The 21,331-nt window shown below is 59.6% G+C and carries 18 protein-coding genes; 9 read left to right on the top strand and 9 right to left on the bottom strand.

Annotated elements, in window-relative coordinates:
- The first annotated feature begins 317 nt into the window (after positions 1-317).
- On the top strand, positions 318-2,441 hold the full coding sequence (locus tag A6F49_RS09950; RefSeq protein WP_043056764.1) for an HNH endonuclease signature motif containing protein: 2,124 nt from the start codon (positions 318-320) through the stop codon (positions 2,439-2,441).
- 61 nt (positions 2,442-2,502) lie between these two features.
- Here the strand turns inward: A6F49_RS09950 and ahcY are convergent, their stop codons facing one another.
- Complete coding sequence (gene ahcY / locus A6F49_RS09945) at positions 2,503-4,044, bottom strand: adenosylhomocysteinase (protein ID WP_082911720.1); 1,542 nt, start codon at positions 4,042-4,044, stop codon at positions 2,503-2,505.
- A gap of 74 nt (positions 4,045-4,118) precedes the next feature.
- Complete coding sequence (locus A6F49_RS09940; RefSeq protein ID WP_043056763.1) at positions 4,119-4,499, bottom strand: DUF3499 family protein; 381 nt, start codon at positions 4,497-4,499, stop codon at positions 4,119-4,121.
- A 51-nt stretch (positions 4,500-4,550) separates the two neighbouring features.
- On the opposite strand from A6F49_RS09940, the gene A6F49_RS09935 reads away from it, so the two are divergent.
- The gene (locus A6F49_RS09935; RefSeq protein ID WP_150119453.1) at positions 4,551-4,907 is read left to right on the top strand and encodes a hypothetical protein; all 357 of its coding nucleotides are present in this window, start codon (positions 4,551-4,553) and stop codon (positions 4,905-4,907) included.
- Between the two features lie 35 nt (positions 4,908-4,942).
- Here the strand turns inward: A6F49_RS09935 and A6F49_RS09930 are convergent, their stop codons facing one another.
- Genes A6F49_RS09930 through A6F49_RS09920 form a run of 3 tightly spaced genes read right to left on the bottom strand, consistent with a single transcriptional unit; the run spans position 4,943 to position 10,635 of the window.
- The gene (locus tag A6F49_RS09930; RefSeq protein ID WP_067605747.1) at positions 4,943-6,676 is read right to left on the bottom strand and encodes a DUF5719 family protein; all 1,734 of its coding nucleotides are present in this window, start codon (positions 6,674-6,676) and stop codon (positions 4,943-4,945) included.
- Positions 6,673-10,104 carry a glycosyltransferase gene (locus A6F49_RS09925; RefSeq protein WP_043057423.1) on the bottom strand — a complete coding sequence of 1,144 codons (3,432 nt, stop codon included), beginning with the start codon at positions 10,102-10,104 and terminating at the stop codon, positions 6,673-6,675. The genes A6F49_RS09930 and A6F49_RS09925 overlap by 4 nt, the downstream gene beginning before the upstream one ends.
- A gap of 3 nt (positions 10,105-10,107) precedes the next feature.
- Entirely contained in the window at positions 10,108-10,635 is a 528-nt protein-coding gene (locus A6F49_RS09920; protein WP_067605744.1) for a WhiB family transcriptional regulator, read from the bottom strand.
- A gap of 284 nt (positions 10,636-10,919) precedes the next feature.
- Between A6F49_RS09920 and A6F49_RS09915 the strand changes: the two genes are divergently transcribed.
- Positions 10,920-11,597, top strand: a complete 678-nt coding sequence (locus A6F49_RS09915; RefSeq protein ID WP_052504776.1) for a hypothetical protein — start codon at positions 10,920-10,922, stop codon at positions 11,595-11,597.
- Between the two features lie 12 nt (positions 11,598-11,609).
- Here A6F49_RS09915 and A6F49_RS09910 read toward each other — a convergent pair whose 3' ends face one another.
- On the bottom strand, positions 11,610-12,170 hold the full coding sequence (locus tag A6F49_RS09910) for a GtrA family protein (protein WP_043057424.1): 561 nt from the start codon (positions 12,168-12,170) through the stop codon (positions 11,610-11,612).
- Between the two features lie 179 nt (positions 12,171-12,349).
- Here A6F49_RS09910 and A6F49_RS09905 point away from each other — a divergent pair, with 179 nt between their 5' ends.
- From A6F49_RS09905 to manA, 4 genes are read left to right on the top strand one after another with little or no spacing between them, the layout of a single operon-like run.
- On the top strand, positions 12,350-13,510 hold the full coding sequence (locus tag A6F49_RS09905) for a 5-(carboxyamino)imidazole ribonucleotide synthase (RefSeq protein WP_082911719.1): 1,161 nt from the start codon (positions 12,350-12,352) through the stop codon (positions 13,508-13,510).
- Between the two features lie 10 nt (positions 13,511-13,520).
- The gene (gene purE, locus A6F49_RS09900; RefSeq protein ID WP_043057426.1) at positions 13,521-14,057 is read left to right on the top strand and encodes a 5-(carboxyamino)imidazole ribonucleotide mutase; all 537 of its coding nucleotides are present in this window, start codon (positions 13,521-13,523) and stop codon (positions 14,055-14,057) included.
- Positions 14,058-14,109: 52 nt separating this feature from the next.
- Positions 14,110-15,744, top strand: a complete 1,635-nt coding sequence (locus A6F49_RS09895) for an LCP family protein (RefSeq protein ID WP_235604959.1) — start codon at positions 14,110-14,112, stop codon at positions 15,742-15,744.
- Positions 15,745-15,773: 29 nt separating this feature from the next.
- Positions 15,774-16,964 (top strand): mannose-6-phosphate isomerase, class I, encoded by a 1,191-nt coding sequence (manA, locus tag A6F49_RS09890; RefSeq protein WP_043057427.1) that lies wholly within the window; start codon positions 15,774-15,776, stop codon positions 16,962-16,964.
- Between the two features lie 36 nt (positions 16,965-17,000).
- Here manA and A6F49_RS09885 read toward each other — a convergent pair whose 3' ends face one another.
- Complete coding sequence (locus tag A6F49_RS09885; protein ID WP_052504777.1) at positions 17,001-17,783, bottom strand: ABC transporter permease; 783 nt, start codon at positions 17,781-17,783, stop codon at positions 17,001-17,003.
- Complete coding sequence (locus A6F49_RS09880) at positions 17,780-18,739, bottom strand: daunorubicin resistance protein DrrA family ABC transporter ATP-binding protein (RefSeq protein WP_043057429.1); 960 nt, start codon at positions 18,737-18,739, stop codon at positions 17,780-17,782. Before A6F49_RS09880 ends, A6F49_RS09885 begins: the two co-directional genes overlap by 4 nt.
- A 119-nt stretch (positions 18,740-18,858) precedes the next feature.
- On the opposite strand from A6F49_RS09880, the gene A6F49_RS09875 reads away from it, so the two are divergent.
- The gene (locus tag A6F49_RS09875) at positions 18,859-19,650 is read left to right on the top strand and encodes a TetR/AcrR family transcriptional regulator (RefSeq protein WP_043057430.1); all 792 of its coding nucleotides are present in this window, start codon (positions 18,859-18,861) and stop codon (positions 19,648-19,650) included.
- A gap of 124 nt (positions 19,651-19,774) precedes the next feature.
- Complete coding sequence (locus A6F49_RS09870; protein ID WP_043057431.1) at positions 19,775-20,236, top strand: hypothetical protein; 462 nt, start codon at positions 19,775-19,777, stop codon at positions 20,234-20,236.
- Between the two features lie 6 nt (positions 20,237-20,242).
- On the opposite strand, the gene glpX is transcribed toward A6F49_RS09870, so the two are convergent.
- Positions 20,243-21,247, bottom strand: coding sequence for a class II fructose-bisphosphatase (glpX, locus tag A6F49_RS09865; protein WP_043057432.1), 1,005 nt, complete (start codon positions 21,245-21,247; stop codon positions 20,243-20,245).
- Between the last annotated feature and the right edge of the window lie 84 nt (positions 21,248-21,331).

Raw genomic sequence — 21,331 nt, 5'->3', positions numbered from 1 at the left:
TCGGCCCGGGGATTTTTTATGTCCCAGCACTCGTGCCAACCATCAATCCGATGGATGCAACCGTGTCGCCAGCATTGTGGATAACTTTCAGAGTAAATGCTCTTGATCCACAGTAATCCAAACACGCTCATCATGAACCAATAGGATGTGATACATACACGTAAAAATCGACTTAAAATTTTCAAAAACTTCATAAAAGAACATCATTTTCCTTGTTTCTTGGAGTCCAACGCGATAAAATAGGGCTAATAACTTCTTCTCCTCGATCACACAGCAACTGCGAATCTTCGAACTTCTGGTAGTGAAAGGACACGGTTATGGATATCCCAAAGATCCTTCCCGATTTGGGTTCACCCGTGTCCACCCGTCTGTTGAATCTAGATGAGTTTGACGATGCTTCTCTTGGCGAGTTCATGCACGCAGCCACCGTGCTCATGCAGGTTGCTTCGCAGCGTATGGCTGACCCAGCGACGTACAACGAAATCCCAACCTACAGTGATGCTGCTGGCAGTGATTGGTCGGGATTCCACGGTGCATCAGTGCCTACTGCCAGCCCATCTGCTAATGGCACCACCACAGCTACGGCAGAGAAAGCTGAACCATCTGAACGCAATCTCGACGAAGAGGTTGCTGCGCCGATTGAACCAGAGAATTATTGCGATTCCCTGCCAGCCCTGGGCAATATGCTCTGCCAGCTCTCCAGGTTCCATGCCAGCGCAATGACGCAGTATTCACGCTATCTCGAAGCATCCATGTCCGATCAACGGCGCTATCTCGGCACGCCACGCAAGACGAATGACTTTCGTGATGTCGCGGATTATTTGACTAGCACGATGCGAATTTCTCGTCATGAGGCACGAAAAATTATCAAGCGGGGCAAGTACTTCGCCCACCGTCCTGGGCTGCACCCCGAAGCACCAGATGCCAAACCTGCATTCGAAAAGCTTGCCGAGTCCCTGGCATCCGGTGATCTCCCCGTAGACAATGCTGATAAACTGATCGATTTTGATGAGGAACTGATCAAGTATTCGCAGAGAACAAAGCAGCCGTTAGAGCGCAAAGACCAAGTGTTAGAAGTCTTTGAACCCGTGATGGTTGAGACCGCAGCATCAACGACGCCTGATGAATTATCGAAGGTCAAGAAACGCTGGCTAGAAGAAATGGTGCACTGGATCTGTCCTGACGGGCCGTCACCATCCAGAGCATTCGCCAAAGAAGCAGACAATGCTCTGAAATATCGAGATCAAGCGGATGGCAGTGCTATTTTCTCCATGCACGCCACTCCTGCGGTCAGTGCCAGCTTCAAGAATTGGATGCTCCAGCAATTAGATTTTGCGGGGTCTCCAGTGCTCATCTCAGACGAAGCTCTGACACTGCTGGATTTTCTCACGACGGATACGGACGACACAGCCACAGATAATGATGTGACCACGGCCTCGGACGACACCCACCCGGAGGCCGAAGAGTCGTCACACCCAAAGTCCAGCGAATCTTCGCAGCTAGGACCTGATGCGGTCCCATCAGAGAGCGACGCTGACGAAGACGATCAAAAGCTCACGATCCCGAGTGCTTGGCTTGGTTCGATGACCACCTGGGACACCTCCCCTGATCCAGCACAAGTCGTCGCTGAGTCAGCTGATGGCACACCGCTTACTGCCAGAGACATGAATCTGATTGAGAAACTGACCACTGGGCAAAAGATGGGCAGTATCCTATTGAGCCATATGCTAACCCTGTTGAGCATGGATCCAACCGAATTTGGTGGAAAGAAGGCCCATGGCATTTCCGCTCAACTCATGGTGGTCCAGGATATTGAAACGGCCTACCATACCCTTGGCTTCGGTTCGATTCCCAAAGCAGCTCGAAGACCCTCTGGTCCCGACGGCTATCTTCCGCCGGTGATCAAACGTCCCAACCCAGATGATCCAGACGAACCAGAGTGTCTGGATAATCCGTATCAGTACAGCCAACACGTTCCACCGGATCCTACTGCGGATGATGAGCCTATCCCGTGGACGCCCTATCAGTCTGAAGCGGTGAACATTGGTCCCATCCATCCGGATGATGTGGAGAGCCTGTTGTGCAACGCAACGATCACCGGACAAATCTGGAATGGACCCGACCAAGTCTTACAACAGAAGCGAGCCCAACGGCTACACACCACAGCTCAACGACGTGCCATCCTGGCCCGAGATAAAGGATGTCAGGCGCCCGGCTGCCCAGTCCCAGGAGTATATTGCGACATCCACCACATTAAGGCTTGGGCAAACGGTGGGCCAACGGACGAAGACAACGGCATCGCCTTATGTCCATTCCATCATGATGCACTGCACCAAGGCCGGTGGATTATTCGAAAGCACAATGGGCTCACCTTCTTCCAACCGGCCCGATGGATTGATCCGGCCCAACCATTACTCCGCAACGCCTACTGGAACACGTAGATTAAACACGTACTGCCACAGCTATCTCATGGATACCTGTGGCAGTACGATCAAACGAAACCTAGTAGCGGTAGTGCTCCGGCTTATATGGTCCAGCCACATCTACACCCAAGTATTCAGCCTGAGTTTTGTTCAGCTCGGTCAAGCGAACACCCAACGAATCCAAGTGCAAGCGGGCAACCTGCTCATCAAGTAGCTTGGGCAACACATGCACACCGATCTCGTAGGTCTTGCCAGTAATTGAGCCAGCGCCACCTTCAGCATTGAACAGCTCAATCTGAGCCATCACCTGGTTAGTAAACGACGCAGACATGACAAACGATGGGTGGCCCGTGGCGTTCCCAAGGTTCAACAGACGACCTTCGGACAGCACAATGATCGAGCGCTCGTTTTCAGCACCCTTATCGAAGACCCACTCATGAACCTGAGGTTTGATCTCAACCTTCTCGACACCAGGAATCTGTGCCAGACCGGCCATATCGATCTCATTGTCGAAGTGACCAACGTTGCCAACGATGGCCTTATCTTTCATGGCCAGCATGTGCTCGGCCATGATGATGTCACGACCACCGGTGGTGGTGATGAAGATATCTGCGGTCGCTACGACGTCCTCAAGACGAGCTACCTGGTAACCATCCATAGCGGCCTGCAGGGCGATGATTGGGTCAATTTCTGTGACAATAACGCGGGCACCCTGGCCACGGAATGCATCGGCAGCACCTTTACCGACGTCACCATAGCCGGCGACGACGGCGGTCTTACCGCCCAGCAGTACGTCTGTACCGCGCATGATGCCATCGGGCAGCGAGTGGCGGATACCGTATTTGTTATCGAACTTCGATTTGGTGACCGCGTCGTTGACGTTGATGGCTGGGAATAACAGTTCGCCGTTTTCAAACATCTGGTTCAGACGTAGCACGCCGGTGGTGGTTTCTTCAGTGACCCCACGCAGGTTCTTAGCAATGCGGGTCCAGCGCTGGTTGTCGGTTTCCAGTGACTTGCGCAGGGTTGCCAGAATGACCTTATATTCTTCGGCGTCGTCTTCGCTGGTCGCAGGGACCATGCCCACGCCTTCAAATTCAGCACCCTTGTGAACTAACAGGGTGGCGTCGCCGCCGTCGTCGAGAATCATATTCGCGCCAAGCGTTGGGTCCTCTTTGGCACCTGGCCACAGGAAGATCTGTTCGGCGGCCCACCAGTACTGCTCAAGGGTTTCATTCTTCCAGGCGAAGACGGGTACACCAGTTGGTTTTTCGGCGGTGCCGTCGCCCACGACGATCGCGGCGGCGGCTTCGTCCTGGGTGGAGAAAATATTGCACGAGGCCCAGCGAATCTCGGCGCCCAAGTGTGCCAGCGTTTCGATGAGCACGGCGGTTTGGACGGTCATGTGCAACGAACCGGCAATGCGTGCGCCCTTCAGGGGCTGGGAGTCCCCGTACTGTTCACGCAGTGCCATCAGGCCTGGCATTTCATGTTCGGCAAGGCGGATCTGATGGCGTCCAACTTCGTGCAAAGAAATGTCGCGAATCGCGAAGTCGAAGTCGGCGCCTGGGACGGTCGATTTATTCGAAAAAGCCGGGTCAACGGCGGGCGGAGGAGTCATGGCAGTTAACACTACTGCCTCGTTGTGTAACCACCAGTTGCGGTGCAACGGGGCGTCACATAATTCGGCTGAATTTACTCGGGGCGGATCAGGCGCAAACCGACGTGTTGTTCGGGTAGCGGACTAGGTCGTGTTGGTGCCACGGAGCGGTCGACCGGCTGGATGGTCCCGGAGCTGGCCTCGGCGGGGGCTTCTGGGCTTTCGGGTGCAGACACGGCATTGGCCACGGCGAGCAGATCGTCGTCGTCAGTCAAGTTTTCGGTCAGTTGCAGAAATTCCCAGCCCACCGGAGCGGTAAATTGGTGAGCGTGTTTGGCACACAGGTCATGGGCGTGCGGTTCGGCACGCTGTGACATGGGACCCAACACGACGGTCGAATCAGCATAGTTAAAGGTCAGCGTTGCTGCAGCTGAATTTGAGCAAGCGGTTTTGGTGCAAAGTCGTTGAGTTCCCACAGCGGTTCAGTCTATCCTACGGGTTGTCCTGGCGGTTGTTAGTCTTGGGGTGTGGCTAGATTCTTTTCGCGTGATCGGCATGGGCGGCGACCGCTGCCGACGGACCGGTTTGAGCATGCCTTAGGCATTGCGCACCGGTGGTTTTTGGACCGGGTGGGTGAGGTTGCCGTTATCCAGTATGTGACCGCCCCGGCCGATATGGACTGGTGGCGCAAGGACGACTCGGCCCCGTTGATCACCGGTGGGATTGGGGCATCTGGCCAGGTCGCGCTAACGCTGCACCGCAAATTCATTGAGCTGAAATACCCCGAGGACGGGCTGTTGCCCGAGCGACTCTATGAACTGTTGATCACAGAGTGGGCGGCACTGACGGGCAAGACGGTGTCCGAGGTGGATCCAGAATTCTAGGGCACGCGGTTGCGCGTGAGATTGCCTGTGGTGGTTTAGTATCCCAGGCGTACCGGCAGCCCGGAACCGGTGGCGGTTACGGTGTTGACGGGCATCGCGGAGATGCCGGCGTCCGAAGTGGTGACCACACCGGCATGCACGGAACTGGAACCGGTTTCTATCAGGTATGCGGTGGCGGCGTCATCGGTGACGGTTACCGCGGAGTTCGCCGCAATTTCTTGCTCACGGGTTTCGCCCACGTCTCCGTCGGCGTTGATCGGGGTGACATTCACCGTGGCATCGGCGTCCGAGGACAAGACCAGCTGCGATGCTGGGCTACCCAGTGCTGGCAGCGCGACCATGGTTTCCCCGCGGATGGGTCGGGTGGCCGACTGGTAGGCGGTGTCGACTGCGGCGGTGTTGCCGGTGGCGTCGTCATTATCTGCTGCCGGGTTGAAGGCCAGCGAGGTGGCCGAGGCCAGAATATTGGCATCCGATTCAATGGCGACCGCATAGGTGCCGGGTTCGACCCCGGTCAGATCCACGGTCGTGGTGGCGCCGGGGGCCAATTCCACGGCCGAGGCTTCGGCTGGGATATCCACCGGACCATCGGGGCCGCGCAGGCTAATGGTGGCCGAGGCGGCGGCACCGGTTGAGGCGATATGTAACTGCGGGGTTTGGCCGTCGAGTCCGGAGCCCTCGGAGATGGCAGCGGCGTCGTCGTCAATGACAATGCCGGGGACGACGACATTGGTGCCGGTCGCGGCCGGTTGCAGAGTGTCGACGCCGGCCGGGACGATGCCGTCGAGGCGGTGCTGCTGGATGCTCGCGGCGACCGGGCCGCCGGAGGTGGAGACTTCAATGGCCACGGATTCTTGGCGCGGGGCAAGACCAGCGACCAGCATAGAGGTGGTCTGGCCCGGGGCCAAGACGATGCCCGAGGCACCCGATGCCTCAATGCGTCCTGCGTCGCCGAAGACGGCCAGATCCACGGTCGAGTTGGTGGCCGAGGGGTTGGTGATGGACAATACTGCGGTGGTGCCGGTGGTGGTGATCGCCCCGGTGAGCCAGTGTTGGTGGGCTGCCGGGGTGCAGGCGCCGGTGGTCATGCCGGCCAGGTCGCCGTCGGTTGCAGCATATTGTGCGGTGGCGGCGGCGAGTCCGGGGTTGCCGCCCACGGGCTCTACGGCCAAGGCAACGGGTTGGCCATCCTGGGATGGATCGGTGATCGCATCGTAGTGGGCTAGTTGTCGCACAGTGCCATCGGTGGCTGCGGTGGCCGGTGGGCCCTGTTGCAGCTCTTCGTCCAGGGGCTCGGTGATGTCTTGGGCGGAGCCGGGGCCGTCGGTGCCGGGGGTGGCCGCGAAGTAGGAGATGCCCGGGATGTTGCCGGCCAAATCGGAGCCGGCGGTGACCGTCAGTGCGGTGGCCGCATCCGAGGACAGCGGTGAAAAGTCGAGGTCTTCATTGGAGCCGGCACCTTCGGGCAGCGCAGGGGCCCCTGGGCACACACCGACCACCGGGGTGGCGGGTAGCTCGGCGGCGCGAGCGGCGGTATCCATGGCGGGCGGGGTGGGTGACCACAGGCTGCCGGCCACGGTGATTGCCGAAACTGCGGCGGCGGTGCCCAGGCCCAGGACGGCGGCGGTGCGCTTGGATAAGCTGGTGCGTTCCAGCCGACGCAGGGCAGCTTCGCGACGACGCGCCCGGTCGGTCGAGCCGGTATCGGGTGCCGGTTCGGGGGGTTCAACGGCGGGTTTTGGGGCCGGTGTATTGTGCTCGTTGGTCATGCACCCTCCCTGGGTCGACGACGCGCTGGCGTGGGGATGCCCAGCAGCAGGGCCACAATGCCCACGATGCCCGGGATCAGCCACAGCCATTTGCCGGCGGTGGGCGCGTATTCCATGGTCAGGTTGCCACCGGAGGCGGGCAGTTCAAAGGCTTGGACCCAGTCGGGTTCCGTGGTGGTTGCGGTGAGTTCTTGACCGTCCACATAGGCCCGGAATCCGGGGTTGGCGCGCTCGGCGACCACCAGGGTGCGCCCCTCGGGTCCATCGGGCAGCTCAACGTCAATGGAGCCGTTAGGATTCGAGGCCGCAATCGCCACGGTCCGGTCATCTTCCACGATCCGAGCCCGGGCGGTGGCCGTACCGCGCGGCGCGGTAGCGCCGTCGGCGGTGAGCACATCGACACCCAGTGCCTCGTCACCTGAGACGTCGTCGGGCACAACGCGCCACAGCCAGCCGGCCTGGGAATGTCCCACTGCGGCAAGTCCGGGTGCGGCGTCAATGCCGGCGGCCAGGGTGGTTTCGGTTCCCGATGGGTCAGTCAGCACCACATAGCCGGCGCCCAGTGCATCTAGGATCGGGCGCGGGTCAGTGTCAGCACCCGAGGTCAGTTGTGCGGCCCCGGTGCGCAGCGCATTATCGGCGTCGTCGGCACCCGCGGCTTGCGGGGCGAACAGTCCCCCGGTGACCGAACGGGTGGTCCAGGTGCCGGTCATGTCATCCAGCATGGTGCCTTCACCCGAGATCAGGTGGGTGCGGATGCCCTCGGTGGTCCGGGTGATCACCAGCGTGCGGGTTTGCAGCTCCGATAGGGCCGCATCCACCGCGGTGGCGGGCAGGGAGCGTTGCACGACGCCGGTAACGGTTGGCGTTCCGGTGACGTGGTCGTGCCCGGCGGCGGTGGTGTCGACTTGCTCATCGGTTGCGGCTTCAGCGGCGGCAACACCGCGCTGGTCTTGGGCTTCGGCCCGCGCCTGGGCCAGGGTTTCGCCGGGGACCACGCGCGGGGTCAGCCACAGGCCGGCGGCGATCATGCCGGTCAGCACAAGGATCGTGGTTGCGGTGCGGGCGGGCCAGCCGGCGCGCAGGCGAATGTTCTGGGCCGTGGTGTACCGCTGGGATTTGGCAACGGTCAGGTAGTTGACGCCAATGATGGCCGCCACCAACAGGCCCATCCAGGTCAGGGAGACCGCCGGAATGGTGGACAGCGCGACGGGGACACCGGTTTGATCAATCGCGAAAATCATGCCCGCGCTCAGCGTGCCCACTGCCAGTCCGACGACGGCGGTCAGTGCCGCCGTGCGGGCAAGTCCTCCACCGCGGCCCGGCGCAGTCACCCCGATAAGCGCTATGAGCAACAGGGGCACGGCAAGAATGCCCACCGCAATACCCGTCCAGGGCAAGGTGGGGCTCAGGGCGTCGAGCCACGGCAGCTCAGCCAGCCCGGCGTCCAGCGCGGTATGGTGCGGCAGGCCCAGCAGGAGTTGCCAGGTTGGGGCCGGATCGTATCCGGCGGGTGCACCGGGGTCGGCGAAGATGGCGCGCAGATCCAACCGGTGGGTCACGATGGCCGGCAGCAGCGAGGTTAGCGCCAGCAGCGGGGTCCACCACAGGGTTTTGATGGTCGGCCGCAGCACAACAAAAATCGCGATGATGCCCAGGGTCAGCGGAATGAACATGACCGGGGCAACCGCGGTGATTACCGTCAGCAGGATCGCAACCCAGGCGGCGGCGGTTAGCGAGGTGGTTGCGGTGCCGTCGCGCAGTTTGCGGCCCAACCGGACCGGACGCGGTTTAGCGTCGTCACGCATGGCACGCAACAGTTTGATGTCATCGGGTTGATATCCAATGGCTTTGAGTAGGGCCAGCACGAACCAGGGCAGCACCAAGTGGGCGACGACGCCGCCGAGGCGGCCTTCGGACAGTGCGGTCAAAAAGGCGGGGGCGCCGGCCCAGATCAGGCCTGCGGCAAAACGAATATAGCGGCCAGAGGTGACAGCGCCGGCTAGCGTCCAGGCGCCCAGTGCTGCCAGTGGCAAAGCCAAGATCCACAGCCACACGGTGACGCTCGAGGCGTTTGTGGACAACCCAAACAACGTCAGCAGCCAACCGAAGGGGCCGTCGTAGCCGGGTGCGCCAGCACCGGTGAGGCTCCAGCCGCTGGCGGCTTTGGCTACCAGCACTCCCAGGTCGCCGGTCACCGGTAGCAAGTTCCCGCCGGCTAGCGCAGGAACGCCCAGCAGGTGGCGAAGCCCCAACAGTGCAACGGCACCCAATACGATGGTCAGGGTGACAGCCCCGGTCCCGACCCAGCTGCGATCGGGGGTGGCCAGTTCGTCAAAATCGTCGTGGCCGCCGGTCGCCTCTTGGGGTGCGGCGGAGACACCCGTACCGTCGCCGATCACACGGTCAGGTTCAGAGATTTCCAATACGGAGCGTCGGTAGTCGCGCACTCGAGCTCGTGAGGGGCGCAGTTCATCGACAGCGTCGAAGGGTCGTGTACGGGTTGCTTTGGCGTCGCTTCGGGATGCCAGCAGTGGAGCCACGCGCCCCAGGGTGCGGAAAATGCCGGAGGCTTGGGCGAATCCGGTGGCCGGGTCTTTCACCAATAGCCCGACGGCGATCCGGTAGATTGCTGCCAGAATCCCCCACAGCCAGCCGCCGATCATGGCCAGCACACCGGCGTGCTTGAGGCGCAGCCAGCGGGCCGCCGCCCACCGGTCGGCAATGCTTTGGGTCTCGGGCTGGTCCTCGTGTTGGACCTCGGCTGCGGGCACCACCGCCACGCGGTGGCCGGCCAGTCGGGCACGCCAACACAAATCAACGGCTTGCACGGAGTGTGGGGTGTGCGGGTCGAAACCATCCAGGGCCTCGAAGACGTCGGTGCGCACCAGCATCGCGGGCAGTGAGACGGCAAACGTATCTGTGCGGTGGTCGTATTGGCCCTGGTCGAGTTCACCGGGTTCGATCATCGACAACACGTCACCGTTGTGGGCAACGGTCAGTCCGACGTCGATCAACTGGCGGTCCACCAGCTGCTTCGCCCCGGCGATCGTAACCGACGGCGAGATTTCTACGGCCTGCAGTTGTTTGGCCAGGGCATCTTCGGATACCACGGTGTTTTCGGTAAGAAACCACAACCACGATTGGACGCCGGCGCGTTGGGCATCGGCTTGGGAGGTTTCCAACACCTCTGCCAGTTGCTCGGACAGGGAGGTTTCCGGGTTGTACACGATGTGGTGGTGGGCCACCCCGGCGGCGTCCATGAGCCTGTTGAGGTTCTCTAACACCGCGGGCTCCACGGTGGAGCCGGTGACCACCACCGCGGTATCTAAACCAACCGACCCGAGCAGGGCCGAGGTGAAAACTTCGGTGGTAGCGTTTGCGGGATCTTCTAAGAGGAATATCCCGGTGACGTGGTATTTAGCCAAGAGTTACGAAGACTTCTTCCTTAAACGACGGCGTTCACGTTCCGACATGCCGCCCCAGATACCGAAGCGTTCATCATTGGATAACGCATACTCCAGGCACTGCTGTTTGACCGGGCACGCACCGCACACTTTTTTCGCATCGCGGGTCGAACCGCCCTTTTCCGGGAAGAATGCTTCCGGGTCGGTCTGGGCGCACAGTGCATCGGCCTGCCAGGCCAGCTGGCCGTCGTCGGCGGTGTCACCAAAACCGGGCAGCGTCTGCCACAGGTCAACGGTTTCAACTTCAAACGGCGCGGGGGGGCCGGGATGCAATGCGGTCACCGTGGCATCGGAGGTCTCCTCCGAGACAATTTCGGTGATGGCATCATGGGCCGCAAGATATGCGGTGGCTCGTTCATCCAGTGGTGTCAGGTCTTGACCGGCGCTGGGATCGACAGGATCCACGAACCAGTCGACAGGAACATCTCGGCCATTACGAGTGACGGATGGGCTCTCAACGCGGGCACGCTCCGCCCGTTGTGCATTGTCCATTGGTTCCTTTCGCGCACTACCACCAGGGCATAGCTTAGCTGCCCTACAGCATGGGTTACGTTTTATTTGTGCTGGTCGTTGTGGTGTGAATGGTCAAATCTACTGGTCCTAATTACACCGGTGTAACTCAACTTTAGTCAAGCCCACAGCTGACGCAATCCCGGTCCTGCCAGGAATTTCACAGACATTATTTGGCCCCGGTTCACCTGCACGTCGTCATGATATGCACCCTAGCGCCCGGAGTTCGTAGCCTAGAGAGCACCATCGTCGTCATAAAGGACATCATGATTTCCCTGCGCTCGTTTTCCCCGACCGACCCCCTACAGCCCGGCGCCGATCTGATCGGACACCTGGCGGCCTCACCGCAACCCGCCATCATCCACTACACGGCCGAAGGCCGCACCGAGCTTTCCGGTCGAGTCGCTATCAACTGGGCAACCAAAACGACCCACCTGATCGACTCCTACGGTATCGCCTCACCGGATGCCATGGTGGTTGATGTCCCAGTCACCTGGCGATCGGTTGTGCTGACACTCGGGGTTGCCTGGTGTGATGTGACCTGCAGCAATGACGCCGACGACGCCGCTGGAGTGCTCACGGATCGCCCCGAAGATTACGAAACCACCCCCGGCGAGATCTTCGTCACACACCGCGAAGAGGTTGATCCCGCGTTGATCAATCTCGACGACGAGGTCCTGTCCCACGCCGATCAAGCCCTGCTGCCGGTTGCCGACGTGATCGGCAATGCGCTGGTTGACGCCCCGGCCCCGACTGAAGTTCAGACGCATGCTGCAGGGGTGATTATCCGCGCCACGGATACTCGGCTGAGCCCGGCACTGTGGTCAGTCATGGTTGATGCCTGGCGACGCAGCACGCCGGTCGTACTGGTGGACGACGCGGTGATGGATCAGCTGCAGCGCATCATAGAAACCGAGCGCCTCGGAGCGCCCGTGCAGCGTTAGCGCACCGGCAGGTTAGGTACCGGTTTGTTCGCGAGGTTCCTCGTCAGTCTCGGAATCTGTTGCGGCTTCGACACTCGGGATCGCGCCGGTGAGAATGTCGCTGTCGTGTACGGTTGCCGGATCGGCTTCAACGGCTTCGGTAAAGACCCACAGCCGGTAAGAGATGAACCGAAAAATTGTGGCGAAGGCCAGCCCGATCACGTTGCCAAACAGCACCATGCCCCCGGCCGAACTGATCCCCAGGAAGTATTTGGCGATGAACACAAAGCCCGCCTGAATGCCAGCCCCGATGCCGTTCATAACCAAAAACAACACGAGCTCACGCACCGCATTGGACTGGCGCCGATTCCGGAAAGTCCAGTACCGGTTAGCAACCCAGGAAAACGCGGTGGCCACCGCGGTGGCCACGATCTTGGCTTTAACGGCGGAATCTTCCATCGGGCCGGTAATGAGCCACAAAAAAATCCCGGTGTCGATGAAAAAGCCAATGCCACCAACGACGCCGAATTTCGCGACTTCACGCCACAGCAATTTGACGAGCGCGACGATGCGATCTGTGATGTTCCGCAACATCGGTCCTTTCATAGCGGGCGTGTTTTTATCGTAGACACTCTAGCCTGTACGACTGAAAGAATGCTTCAACCTCAACGGTCGTTGTGGAGGGCAGGCACAAGCGCCGCACGTCAGGTGGGCTTCGTGTCGTGAGCCACCCAGCAGTCACGGGCGCGAAAAATCCAAGCTACTGTAGAAGGGTGACTTTTCCAACTGTAGGTGTAGTAGGCGGCGGCCAGTTAGCCCGGATGATGGCTCCGGTCGCGATCAATCTTGGTATTAAACTCCATGTGCTGGCCGAGGCTGACGACGTATCAGCCACCACGGCCGCGACGTATACGGTCGGTGATTACACCGATTACGACACGCTGGCAGCATTTGCTGCCACCGTCGACGTCGTCACATTTGACCACGAACACGTGCCCACTCAGCACTTACACCGCCTCCAAGACGCCGGGGTGAAACTCGCTCCGGGCCCGGATGCGCTGGTCTATGCCCAGGACAAGTTGGCCATGCGCCGCAAGATGGCCGAACTTGGGCTGCCACAGCCCGACTGGCGCGCCGTCACCACCCTGGATGAACTGCTCACTGCTGGGGATGAGATTGGCTGGCCGGTCGTGTTGAAGACCCCACGCGGCGGCTATGACGGCAAGGGTGTGTGGGTGCTGGATTCAGCCGAAGACGCTCGTGCCGCCAATGTCTGGTTCAACGGCGACCACGCCGCGCTGCTAGTCGAAGCCAAGGTCGATTTCCGCTCTGAACTGTCTGCGCAGATTGCCCGGTCCACCACCGGTGAAACCAAAACCTACCCGGTGGTGGAAACCATCCAGACCGACGGTGTGGCCGACATTGTCAAAGCTCCGGCCCCGGAATTGGACGACACGACCGCCAATGCGGCACGCCAGGCAGCCGAAACCATCGCCAATGGCGTGGGTGTCACCGGCATGCTGGCCGTTGAGCTGTTCCACACCCCGGATATTGCCCCGGGATTCATGATTAATGAACTGGCCATGCGCCCGCACAACACCGGGCACTGGACCCAAGACGGCGCTGTCACCAGCCAGTTTGAACAACACCTGCGCGCCGTGCTCGGCCTGCCGCTGGGTGCCACCGATCCGATCGTAAAGTACACGGTCATGAAAAATTACTTGGGTGCCGACAACCACGACCTCTACGGCGCATTTGGCTTGGCCATGGCCAAGTATCCGGCTGCCAAAATCCACGCCTACGGCAAATCCGTGCGACCCGGTCGTAAAATTGGACACGTCAATGTCTTGGCCACCGACGGCGACCTCGACGCGGCTCTTGCGGCAGCGATCGATGCGGCAGAAATTATTCGGCACGGCACAACCGATTACTAAGGAGTTTTCCATGACAGCATCGCAAAACACTGTGCGCGTGGGCGTGGTCATGGGCTCGGACTCTGACTGGCCCGTCATGCAAGCGGCCTCCGAAGCCCTGGATGAATTTGGCATCGCTCACGAGGTGCGAGTCGTTTCGGCACACCGCATGCCCCACGAAATGATCGAATACGGCTCCACGGCTGCCGAACGCGGCCTATCGGTGATTATCGCCGGCGCCGGCGGTGCCGCACATCTTCCCGGTATGCTCGCTTCGACCACCGAACTGCCCGTGATCGGCGTGCCCGTCAAACTCAAAGCACTTGATGGTCTGGATTCCTTGCTGTCGATCGTCCAAATGCCCGCCGGTGTGCCCGTGGCCACCGTGTCGATCAACGGTGCCCGCAACGCCGGATTGCTCGCGGTGAAAATCTTGGCCGCAAATACCGACGACGACGCACAACGGCTGCGTGACCAGCTGAAATCCTTTGCCGCCGACCTCAATGCCCAAGCACAAGCTAAGGGTGCGAATCTGAAGGCTCAACTCGACTCGCCCCAGACCCGCTAGACTGGCTGATTCGGTTTCCGATTCCCTTCCCCTAAACACCAATCGAGCAGCAGTGACGAACTCTTCGACTACGCGCAGCACATCCGAGCGGCAGATTCGCTTAGAACTCAACCAGCGACTCCGCCAGCTCGAATACGGTGGTGCCGGTAAAGACCCGCTCAAAAACGCCGGGCACGGCACCTTCGGTCAGCGCACGACCCGCGGACTGCTGCTGGTTGCCCTGACCACATTGGTCCCCGGCGGTGCACAGTCCGTGACCGGGAATCACCGGTTAGGGCGCATCGGACTCGCCGTCACCGTTATCAACTGGACGCTGATTGTCCTGACCATCCTCGGGCTGGTCTTTGCCCGGGACTTCACCCTGTCGCTGGCCTTCAACCCGTTCATCCAATCCATCGGGATCTTCTACCTGGCGGCCCTTGCCGTTGGATGGTTCATCCTGTGGTTGGATACCGCACGCATCATCCAATTCGTCAAACTGAAATCCGGTGCTCGCACACTGGTGGCCGCCCTGCTGGTTGCCGCCACCCTGCTGACCTCGGGTCTCACGGCATACGGGGCCTTTTTGCTCAATGCCTCGACGTCGTCGTTGGGATCAATCTTTGGGTCCGGGCCGGCCGTGGAAGAATCTGATGGCCGCTACAACGTCTTGATCATGGGCGCCGACGCCGGCGAAGGCCGCGAGGGGCTGCGCCCCGATTCGATCTCGATGGCCTCAATTAACGCCGATACCGGCAAAATCTTCTTATTCTCGATTCCGCGAAATTTCCAGAACGCGCCATTCGCCTCGGATTCCCCCCTGTGGGGTGTCTACCCCGAAGGCTATAGCTGCGGGGATAACTGCATTATCAACGCCTTGTACACCGACGTCACGAACAACTACGCCGACTTGTACCCCAACGCGCAGGACCCCGGTGCCGAAGCAATGATGGATGCCGTATCGGGCATTCTCGATTTGGATGTCACCGGCTACGTGATGATCGACATGGCCGGGTTTAGTGAACTGATCGATGCGATGGGTGGAGTCACCGTGACCACCGGTGGTTGGACCCCCTACCGCGGGGTGCGCCCCGATGGGCAGTGGGGCAACGCCTGGTGGGAACCCGGCACCCACACATTTGGTGGCGACGACGCGCTCGGCTTTGCCCGGTCACGCAAATGGTCTTCTGACTATTCGCGTATTCGACGCCAGCAGTGCGTTCAACAAGCCATGCTGTCGCAATTCGATGTGCCAACCCTGCTGACCCGCTTTGAGTCAATTCTCAGCGCCGGGGAGCAGATGGTCGAAACCTCAATCCCACAGTCCCAGGTGGGCAGCTTCTTGAACCTCGGTGCCAAATCACAGCGCCACGATATGGAACGGCTGACCATCGGGGCACCGGACTTCGGAGATCAAGGCGAACAATTTTCGACCTACCCCGACTTCGATGAAGTCCACGCTCGCGTGCACGAGATGCTGGCTGCCGACGGTACCCCACCCTCCGGTGCGCACATCATGCAACCAACGCTGGGACTGTATCTGCTCGAGGCAACCAATAACGACCCCACCGCCGACTGGGAACCGGTGCCAACACAGCCTGACGGCAGCGAAATTACCAAAGAATACCTGCAGTGGGCCGAAGATACCGGACAAACCAACTTGCTGACGCACGCCGCAGAAACTAACCACCAGTGTAATCCGGGCTAAGATCATCACAGAGAAGAAAGGCCAAACATTTGACCACTTTTCACCCGTCCGGTGTTCAACACGCGCTCTACCCGCTCACGGCTCCCATCAAGGATTACGCCTGGGGCTCCACAACCCTGCTGTCCGAACTCACAGCAGCGCCCGCCTCGGATACCCCGCAGGCCGAAATGTGGTTCGGTACCCACCCGACCACACCCACGCTGCTTGCGGACGGCACTGCTCTGGCACAACTGGTGGATCTGCCCTACCTGGTCAAACTCTTGGCCGCAGCCCAGCCCCTGTCGATTCAGGCGCACCCAACCATTGAACACGCCGAAGCCGGATTCGCCGCTGAAAACGCCGCCGGAATTGAACTGTCCGATCCACGACGCACCTACCGGGACGCCAACCATAAACCAGAAATGCTCGTCGCCCTGAGTGACTTCACCGCGATGACCGGCTTCCGCGATCCAGACTTCGCAGCCGAAACCTTTGACCAGATTGCCCAGATGGTCGACGACGCCGAGCTGACCAGCCTGCTGATAGCCATGGCCAAGCGCTTGCGTGCCGGTGAGCTCATGGCCGTATTTGGTCAACTCGTGAATCCTGACGGGCCATTCTGGCAACCCGATGGCTTCACCGCCGAGATCTTTGACGCAGTCCAGCGCAGCGGGACCGAAGACCAGTACTTGGTCAATGCGCTTGAAGCCGCCACCATTCACCCGAATGATCCCGGCGCCCTGGTGGCTCTGTTAATGAATCTGATCACCCTGGCCCCCGGTGAGGCACTGTTCATCCCCTCGGGGACCATTCACGCCTATGTTGCCGGTCTGGGACTGGAGGTCATGGCGACCTCCGATAATGTCATCCGCGGTGGCCTCACCGTCAAACACGTGGACGTGGCTGAACTGGGCAAAGTCGTAGATTTTACCCCCGGTGCTCCCCCCATCATCACCCCCAGCGTGCGCACCATCGACGATGTATTGGTCACCCGGTTTACTCCCCCGGTGGAAGACTTCGCACTGACCCGCTATGATCTGCCGGCAGGTTCCAGCCTCACGGTGACCGCCACAACTCCGCGCATTGCCGTTGGCACCAGCGGCACCGGCATGCTGACTTCAGGGCGGGATCAAGCCGTAGTGTCACCAGGATCTGGAATTTATATCCCTGGCGATGTCCACAGCTTGGATCTCAGTGCCCAGGACGACGACGTCACCATCTTTGTCGCCAGCCGGCCCTAACCGATTGGCCGTAACCCAGCACAGAAATTAGCCGGTTTAGCGGCGCAGTCTACGGTATGTCCGAGCCGATAACGGCAGGAAAATCGCCACCAACACGGCCGGCCATGCCATGGCCATCACCACGGCGTGATCGGCCAATATGCCATCGGTGACCCCGGTCGGGTTGCCAAAGAGGTCACGTGCCGCCGTTGCTGTTGCCGAAATCGGATTGACCTCGGCAATCGCCCCGAGCCAGGATGGCATAAATTCTGGGGCGACGAAAACGTTGGACAAAAATCCAACGGGCCAGACCAGCACCTGCACGGCAACGGTAGCACCATCGTTTCGGCCAAGGGTCAGTCCCAGAAATACACCGATCCATAACACCGCAAACCGCAGCCACAACAAGAGGATCACGGCCCCGAGGATACTCAGCGGTGTGGCATCAATGCGCCATCCCAACGCGAGACCACCCAGGATCAGAATCACTAGCTCAACGCCCGACGTCGTCATATCGGCACCCACGCGGCCCGTGGCTACTGAGGCATCGCCAATGGGCATCGACCGAAATCGATCGGTGATACCTTTCTTGGCATCTGAGGCCATGGCCATCATGGTGGACTCCACACCGAACATCATGGCCAGCGCCATCATGCCAGGCAAGAGAAAAGCAATGTAGTCTCCTCCGCCGGGCAGCTGAATTGAACCGCCGAAAATCAGCGCGAACATCAGCAGCAACATGATCGTGAATAGCAGATTGAAAATCGGAATCCACGGTTGTCTCACCCAGTGTGCTAGGTCTCGCAGGGTCAAAATCCACCCGGCTCTGATGCTATTCATGCTGTCTCCTGTTCCGTGAGTGTCAGAAATACCTCGTTGAGGGTTGGACGACGCAGGGTCAAATCATCCGGGATGATCCCGGCGGCATCAAGACGTCGGACCGCTGCAATCAGGTCCGCAGACCCGTGGGGTGCTTCAAAAGTCACCGTGTGTGCATCATGATCAATCTCAGGGGTTGGACCCTGGTCGGTGGTGAACAATGCTGACAGCTGCTCCCGGGTAACCGATTGGGGAAGGTTCACTTCGACACGATCGCCCCCGCGCTGCGTCTTGAGTTCTGCCGGAGTGCCCTGGGCAATCACCGTGCCGGCCTTCATAATCGAAATGCGATCGGCCAGCTGGTCAGCCTCCTCCAAGTACTGGGTCGTCAGCAGCACGGTGGTGCCCCGCTCGGCAATCTCGGTAATGAGCTGCCAGACGTCGGTTCGCCCGCGAGGATCCAATCCTGTGGTGGGCTCATCGAGGAATAACACCTGGGGATCCAGAATGAGCCCAGCGGCAATATCCAGTCGGCGGCGCATCCCACCCGAGTACGCGCCAACTGGCCGATGTGCATGCTCTACAAGACCGAAATGGTCGAGTAATTCCTCGGCCCGGTCGATCGCAGCCTGCTTCGATAGCCCAAAGAGCCGGCCAAACATGACAAGGTTCTGACGCCCGCCAAGAATTTCATCGACTGCCGCGTCCTGGCCTATGAGTCCAATTCGACGGCGTACCTCAACTCCGTGACGGACGTCGATGCCAGCGACCTCGGCGGTACCGCTATCTGGTCTTACCAGCGTGGTGAGCACGTTGACGGCCGTAGATTTACCGGCCCCATTTGGGCCCAGTAGGCCATGGATATTCCCGGAGACAACGTCGAGACTGAAATCCTCCAGAGCTTGTACAGTGCCGTATTGCTTACCTATCGACCGAGCCCGAATCGCGAAGTCGTCGGCTTGATATTCAGGTCGCATAGCAACCCTCCAGAACTTATTACAGTGTACGAAGTTAATGTGGAAATTCGTTAAGTGTACACCGTACGAAGTTGTTTGCCAAGAGGATTGGGAGCTTCAGAACCAAGTAGAGTGATCGCATGACTTCTGATGACCGCTCGCACCCCCAGCCCCCTGAGACTGATCGCGTACTACATCTGCTGTGGCGCCATGAACTCGGGACGCAGAAAGGTGCGCGCGGTCCACGGAAAAAGCGCAGTCTGGATGAAATCATTGCCGCGGCCATCGAGACTGCCAACCACGAGGACTTGGAGCAGTTTTCGATGCGCAAGGTTGCCGATCGTCTCGGCATGTCAGTCATGTCGCTCTACACCTATGTTCCGGGGCGCTCAGAACTCATCGCGCTGATGGTTGATGAAGTCATCGGGCGCACCGGGTTACCACAGCTTCAGGGTTCACTGCGGGATCGATTGCGAACGATCTCGCAGCTGCTATGGGATGAATATCATCGCTACCCGTGGCTGCTTGCAGCACAAAGTCACAGACCATGGATCGGGCCGAATATTTCAGCACGATATGAGTGGGAGCTCGAAGCTCTCGAGGACGCGGGCTTGGACGACATCAGCATGGATCACGCGGTGGCTCTGATCGAATCGCATACAGCGGCCAGCGCTTCCAATGGCATCCTGGCCAGCAAGCTCATCGCAAGTTCCGGTATCTCAGATGTGGAGTGGTGGAACAATAACGCGCCGGTACTAGAAGAAGTCATGCCTGCTGGACGGTTTCCCATCTCGAGTCGTGTCGGATCTGCCGTGGGCAATCATTACCAGTCCATCACCAGTCACGAGGCCGTCTACCGGTTTGGGCTTGAGATCATTCTGGATGGCCTCGAGGCGCATGTTTCCTCAAAAGACCCAAAGTCAGCGGAATAGAGCGGTGGGTGTGAGCAGCTTCATGGCCAGCCGGCGATGAAGATCATCGCGACACGCTTGACTGGATTTCCCTACCAGTTAACCTAAGAGTTAACAGCCGTTTCATAACAAAATAGGGGAATCATTGCACAACATTTTTGACTCTGGGCTGAGTCCAACAACACTTCGTGCCGCACTTGTCGCCACGATTTCTGCCATCTGTGTGATGGCCTTGGGTTTCGCTCCGATTCCCCAGCTGTGGTACTTTCTGGCCGGCGGTGTGCTCATCATGATCGTCGCATTAGTCACCGGGCCAAAGTTCACGGATGTTTCGGTTGAGCTACCACCCGCATTGATGACCATCGTTCCAGCCTTGCTGGCAGTGGTCTTTCGTGGCACTTCGCTAATCTGGGCCATCGTGCCTGTCCTAGCATTCGTCGTGGCAGCAGCTGCCTGGATGCTGGTGACGAATCGTTACACCGAAACCACAGTTGAACAACCAGTGGAATCAGAAGCCACAGACCGGGTGCTTGAAGATGAACTGGCACCAAAACGGGAAGGAAAAACCGCGGTTACCAACGACGAATCGTCGGCAACCGCGGCATAGAACGTTTTAGTTCTCTTTCTTCCATTTCGCAGGACGGTGCTCGGCCTCAATGGTCCGCACCGTCCCGGTCTGACCGCGCATCACGATCGACTGGGTCTCAATCCGATTTGAGAAGTATCGGGTACCGCGCAACAGGTCACCATCGGTAATGCCGGTCGCAGCGAAGTAGCAGTTTTCAGTGGATACCAGATCATTGGTAGTCAAAATGGCGTCCAAGTCGTGTCCGGCGTCGAGTGCTTTCTGACGTTCTTCATCATCGACCGGGGCGAGACGACCCTGGATCATCCCGCCGGTGGCCTTGATGGCACACGCCGTAATGATGCCTTCTGGAGTACCACCGGTCCCCAGCAGAATATCGACGTCGGTGTTGTGGCGTGCTGCAGCAATACCGCCGGCAACATCGCCGTCCATAATGAATTTCACACGCGCGCCAGCCTCGCGGATTTCTTTGACCAGACCTTCGTGGCGTGGACGGTCCAGCACGCACACATTGAGCTGGGAGACTTTCTTATCCAGGGCTTTGGAGAGCAGCAACAGGTTTTGTTTGACGGGCAGACGCAGGTCAACCAGATCGGCAGCTTCTGGACCGACCACCATTTTTTCCATGTAGAACACATTGGAAGCGTCATACATCGAACCACGTTCGGCCACCGCCATCACGGACAGGGCGTTGTTGTAGCCCATCGCCGTCAGGGTGGTGCCATCGATCGGGTCCACGGCCACATCGACCTTCGGGCCCAGGCCGTCACCAACGCGTTCACCGTTGTACAGCATTGGGGCTTGGTCTTTTTCGCCTTCACCGATGACTACGGTGCCGTCCATGTGCACGGTGTGCAGGAATGCGCGCATTGCGTCGACGGCGGCGCCGTCGGCAATGTTCTTTTCACCAAAGCCAACCCACTCAGAAGCAGCAATTGCCGCAGCTTCGGTCACTCGGACCAGTTCCATAGCCAGGTTGCGGTCTTGAGTACCGGCACCTTCCATTTGCTGGGCCGAAGCTTTATTCGTCATGTACGTACTCCCAAAAACTTGGTGGGTCAGAGAAAAAATTTCGTTCCTAGTCTATCTGAATGTCACCTCAGCCAGGTTTGGTGG

Origin of the sequence: Enteractinococcus helveticum (assembly GCF_001657475.1) — a bacterium.
GTDB classification, from domain to species: Bacteria; Actinomycetota; Actinomycetes; order Actinomycetales; family Micrococcaceae; genus Yaniella; species Yaniella helvetica.
Note: the sequence above shows the minus strand (reverse complement) of the source record. Positions and strands in the feature narration are given on the sequence as shown.

What these genes read in the sequence shown, in the direction of transcription:
- A6F49_RS09930 (WP_067605747.1), bottom strand. Translation starts at nt 6,676, where the DNA reads ATGACCAACGAGCACAATACACCGGCCCCAAAACCCGCCGTTGAACCC.
- glpX (WP_043057432.1), bottom strand. Translation starts at nt 21,247, where the DNA reads ATGACGAATAAAGCTTCGGCCCAGCAAATGGAAGGTGCCGGTACTCAA.
- A6F49_RS09950 (WP_043056764.1), top strand. Translation starts at nt 318, where the DNA reads ATGGATATCCCAAAGATCCTTCCCGATTTGGGTTCACCCGTGTCCACC.
- A6F49_RS09910 (WP_043057424.1), bottom strand. Translation starts at nt 12,170, where the DNA reads ATGTTGCGGAACATCACAGATCGCATCGTCGCGCTCGTCAAATTGCTG.
- ahcY (WP_082911720.1), bottom strand. Translation starts at nt 4,044, where the DNA reads ATGACTCCTCCGCCCGCCGTTGACCCGGCTTTTTCGAATAAATCGACC.
- A6F49_RS09875 (WP_043057430.1), top strand. Translation starts at nt 18,859, where the DNA reads ATGACTTCTGATGACCGCTCGCACCCCCAGCCCCCTGAGACTGATCGC.
- A6F49_RS09915 (WP_052504776.1), top strand. Translation starts at nt 10,920, where the DNA reads ATGATTTCCCTGCGCTCGTTTTCCCCGACCGACCCCCTACAGCCCGGC.
- purE (WP_043057426.1), top strand. Translation starts at nt 13,521, where the DNA reads ATGACAGCATCGCAAAACACTGTGCGCGTGGGCGTGGTCATGGGCTCG.
- A6F49_RS09920 (WP_067605744.1), bottom strand. Translation starts at nt 10,635, where the DNA reads ATGGACAATGCACAACGGGCGGAGCGTGCCCGCGTTGAGAGCCCATCC.
- A6F49_RS09880 (WP_043057429.1), bottom strand. Translation starts at nt 18,739, where the DNA reads ATGCGACCTGAATATCAAGCCGACGACTTCGCGATTCGGGCTCGGTCG.
- A6F49_RS09885 (WP_052504777.1), bottom strand. Translation starts at nt 17,783, where the DNA reads ATGAATAGCATCAGAGCCGGGTGGATTTTGACCCTGCGAGACCTAGCA.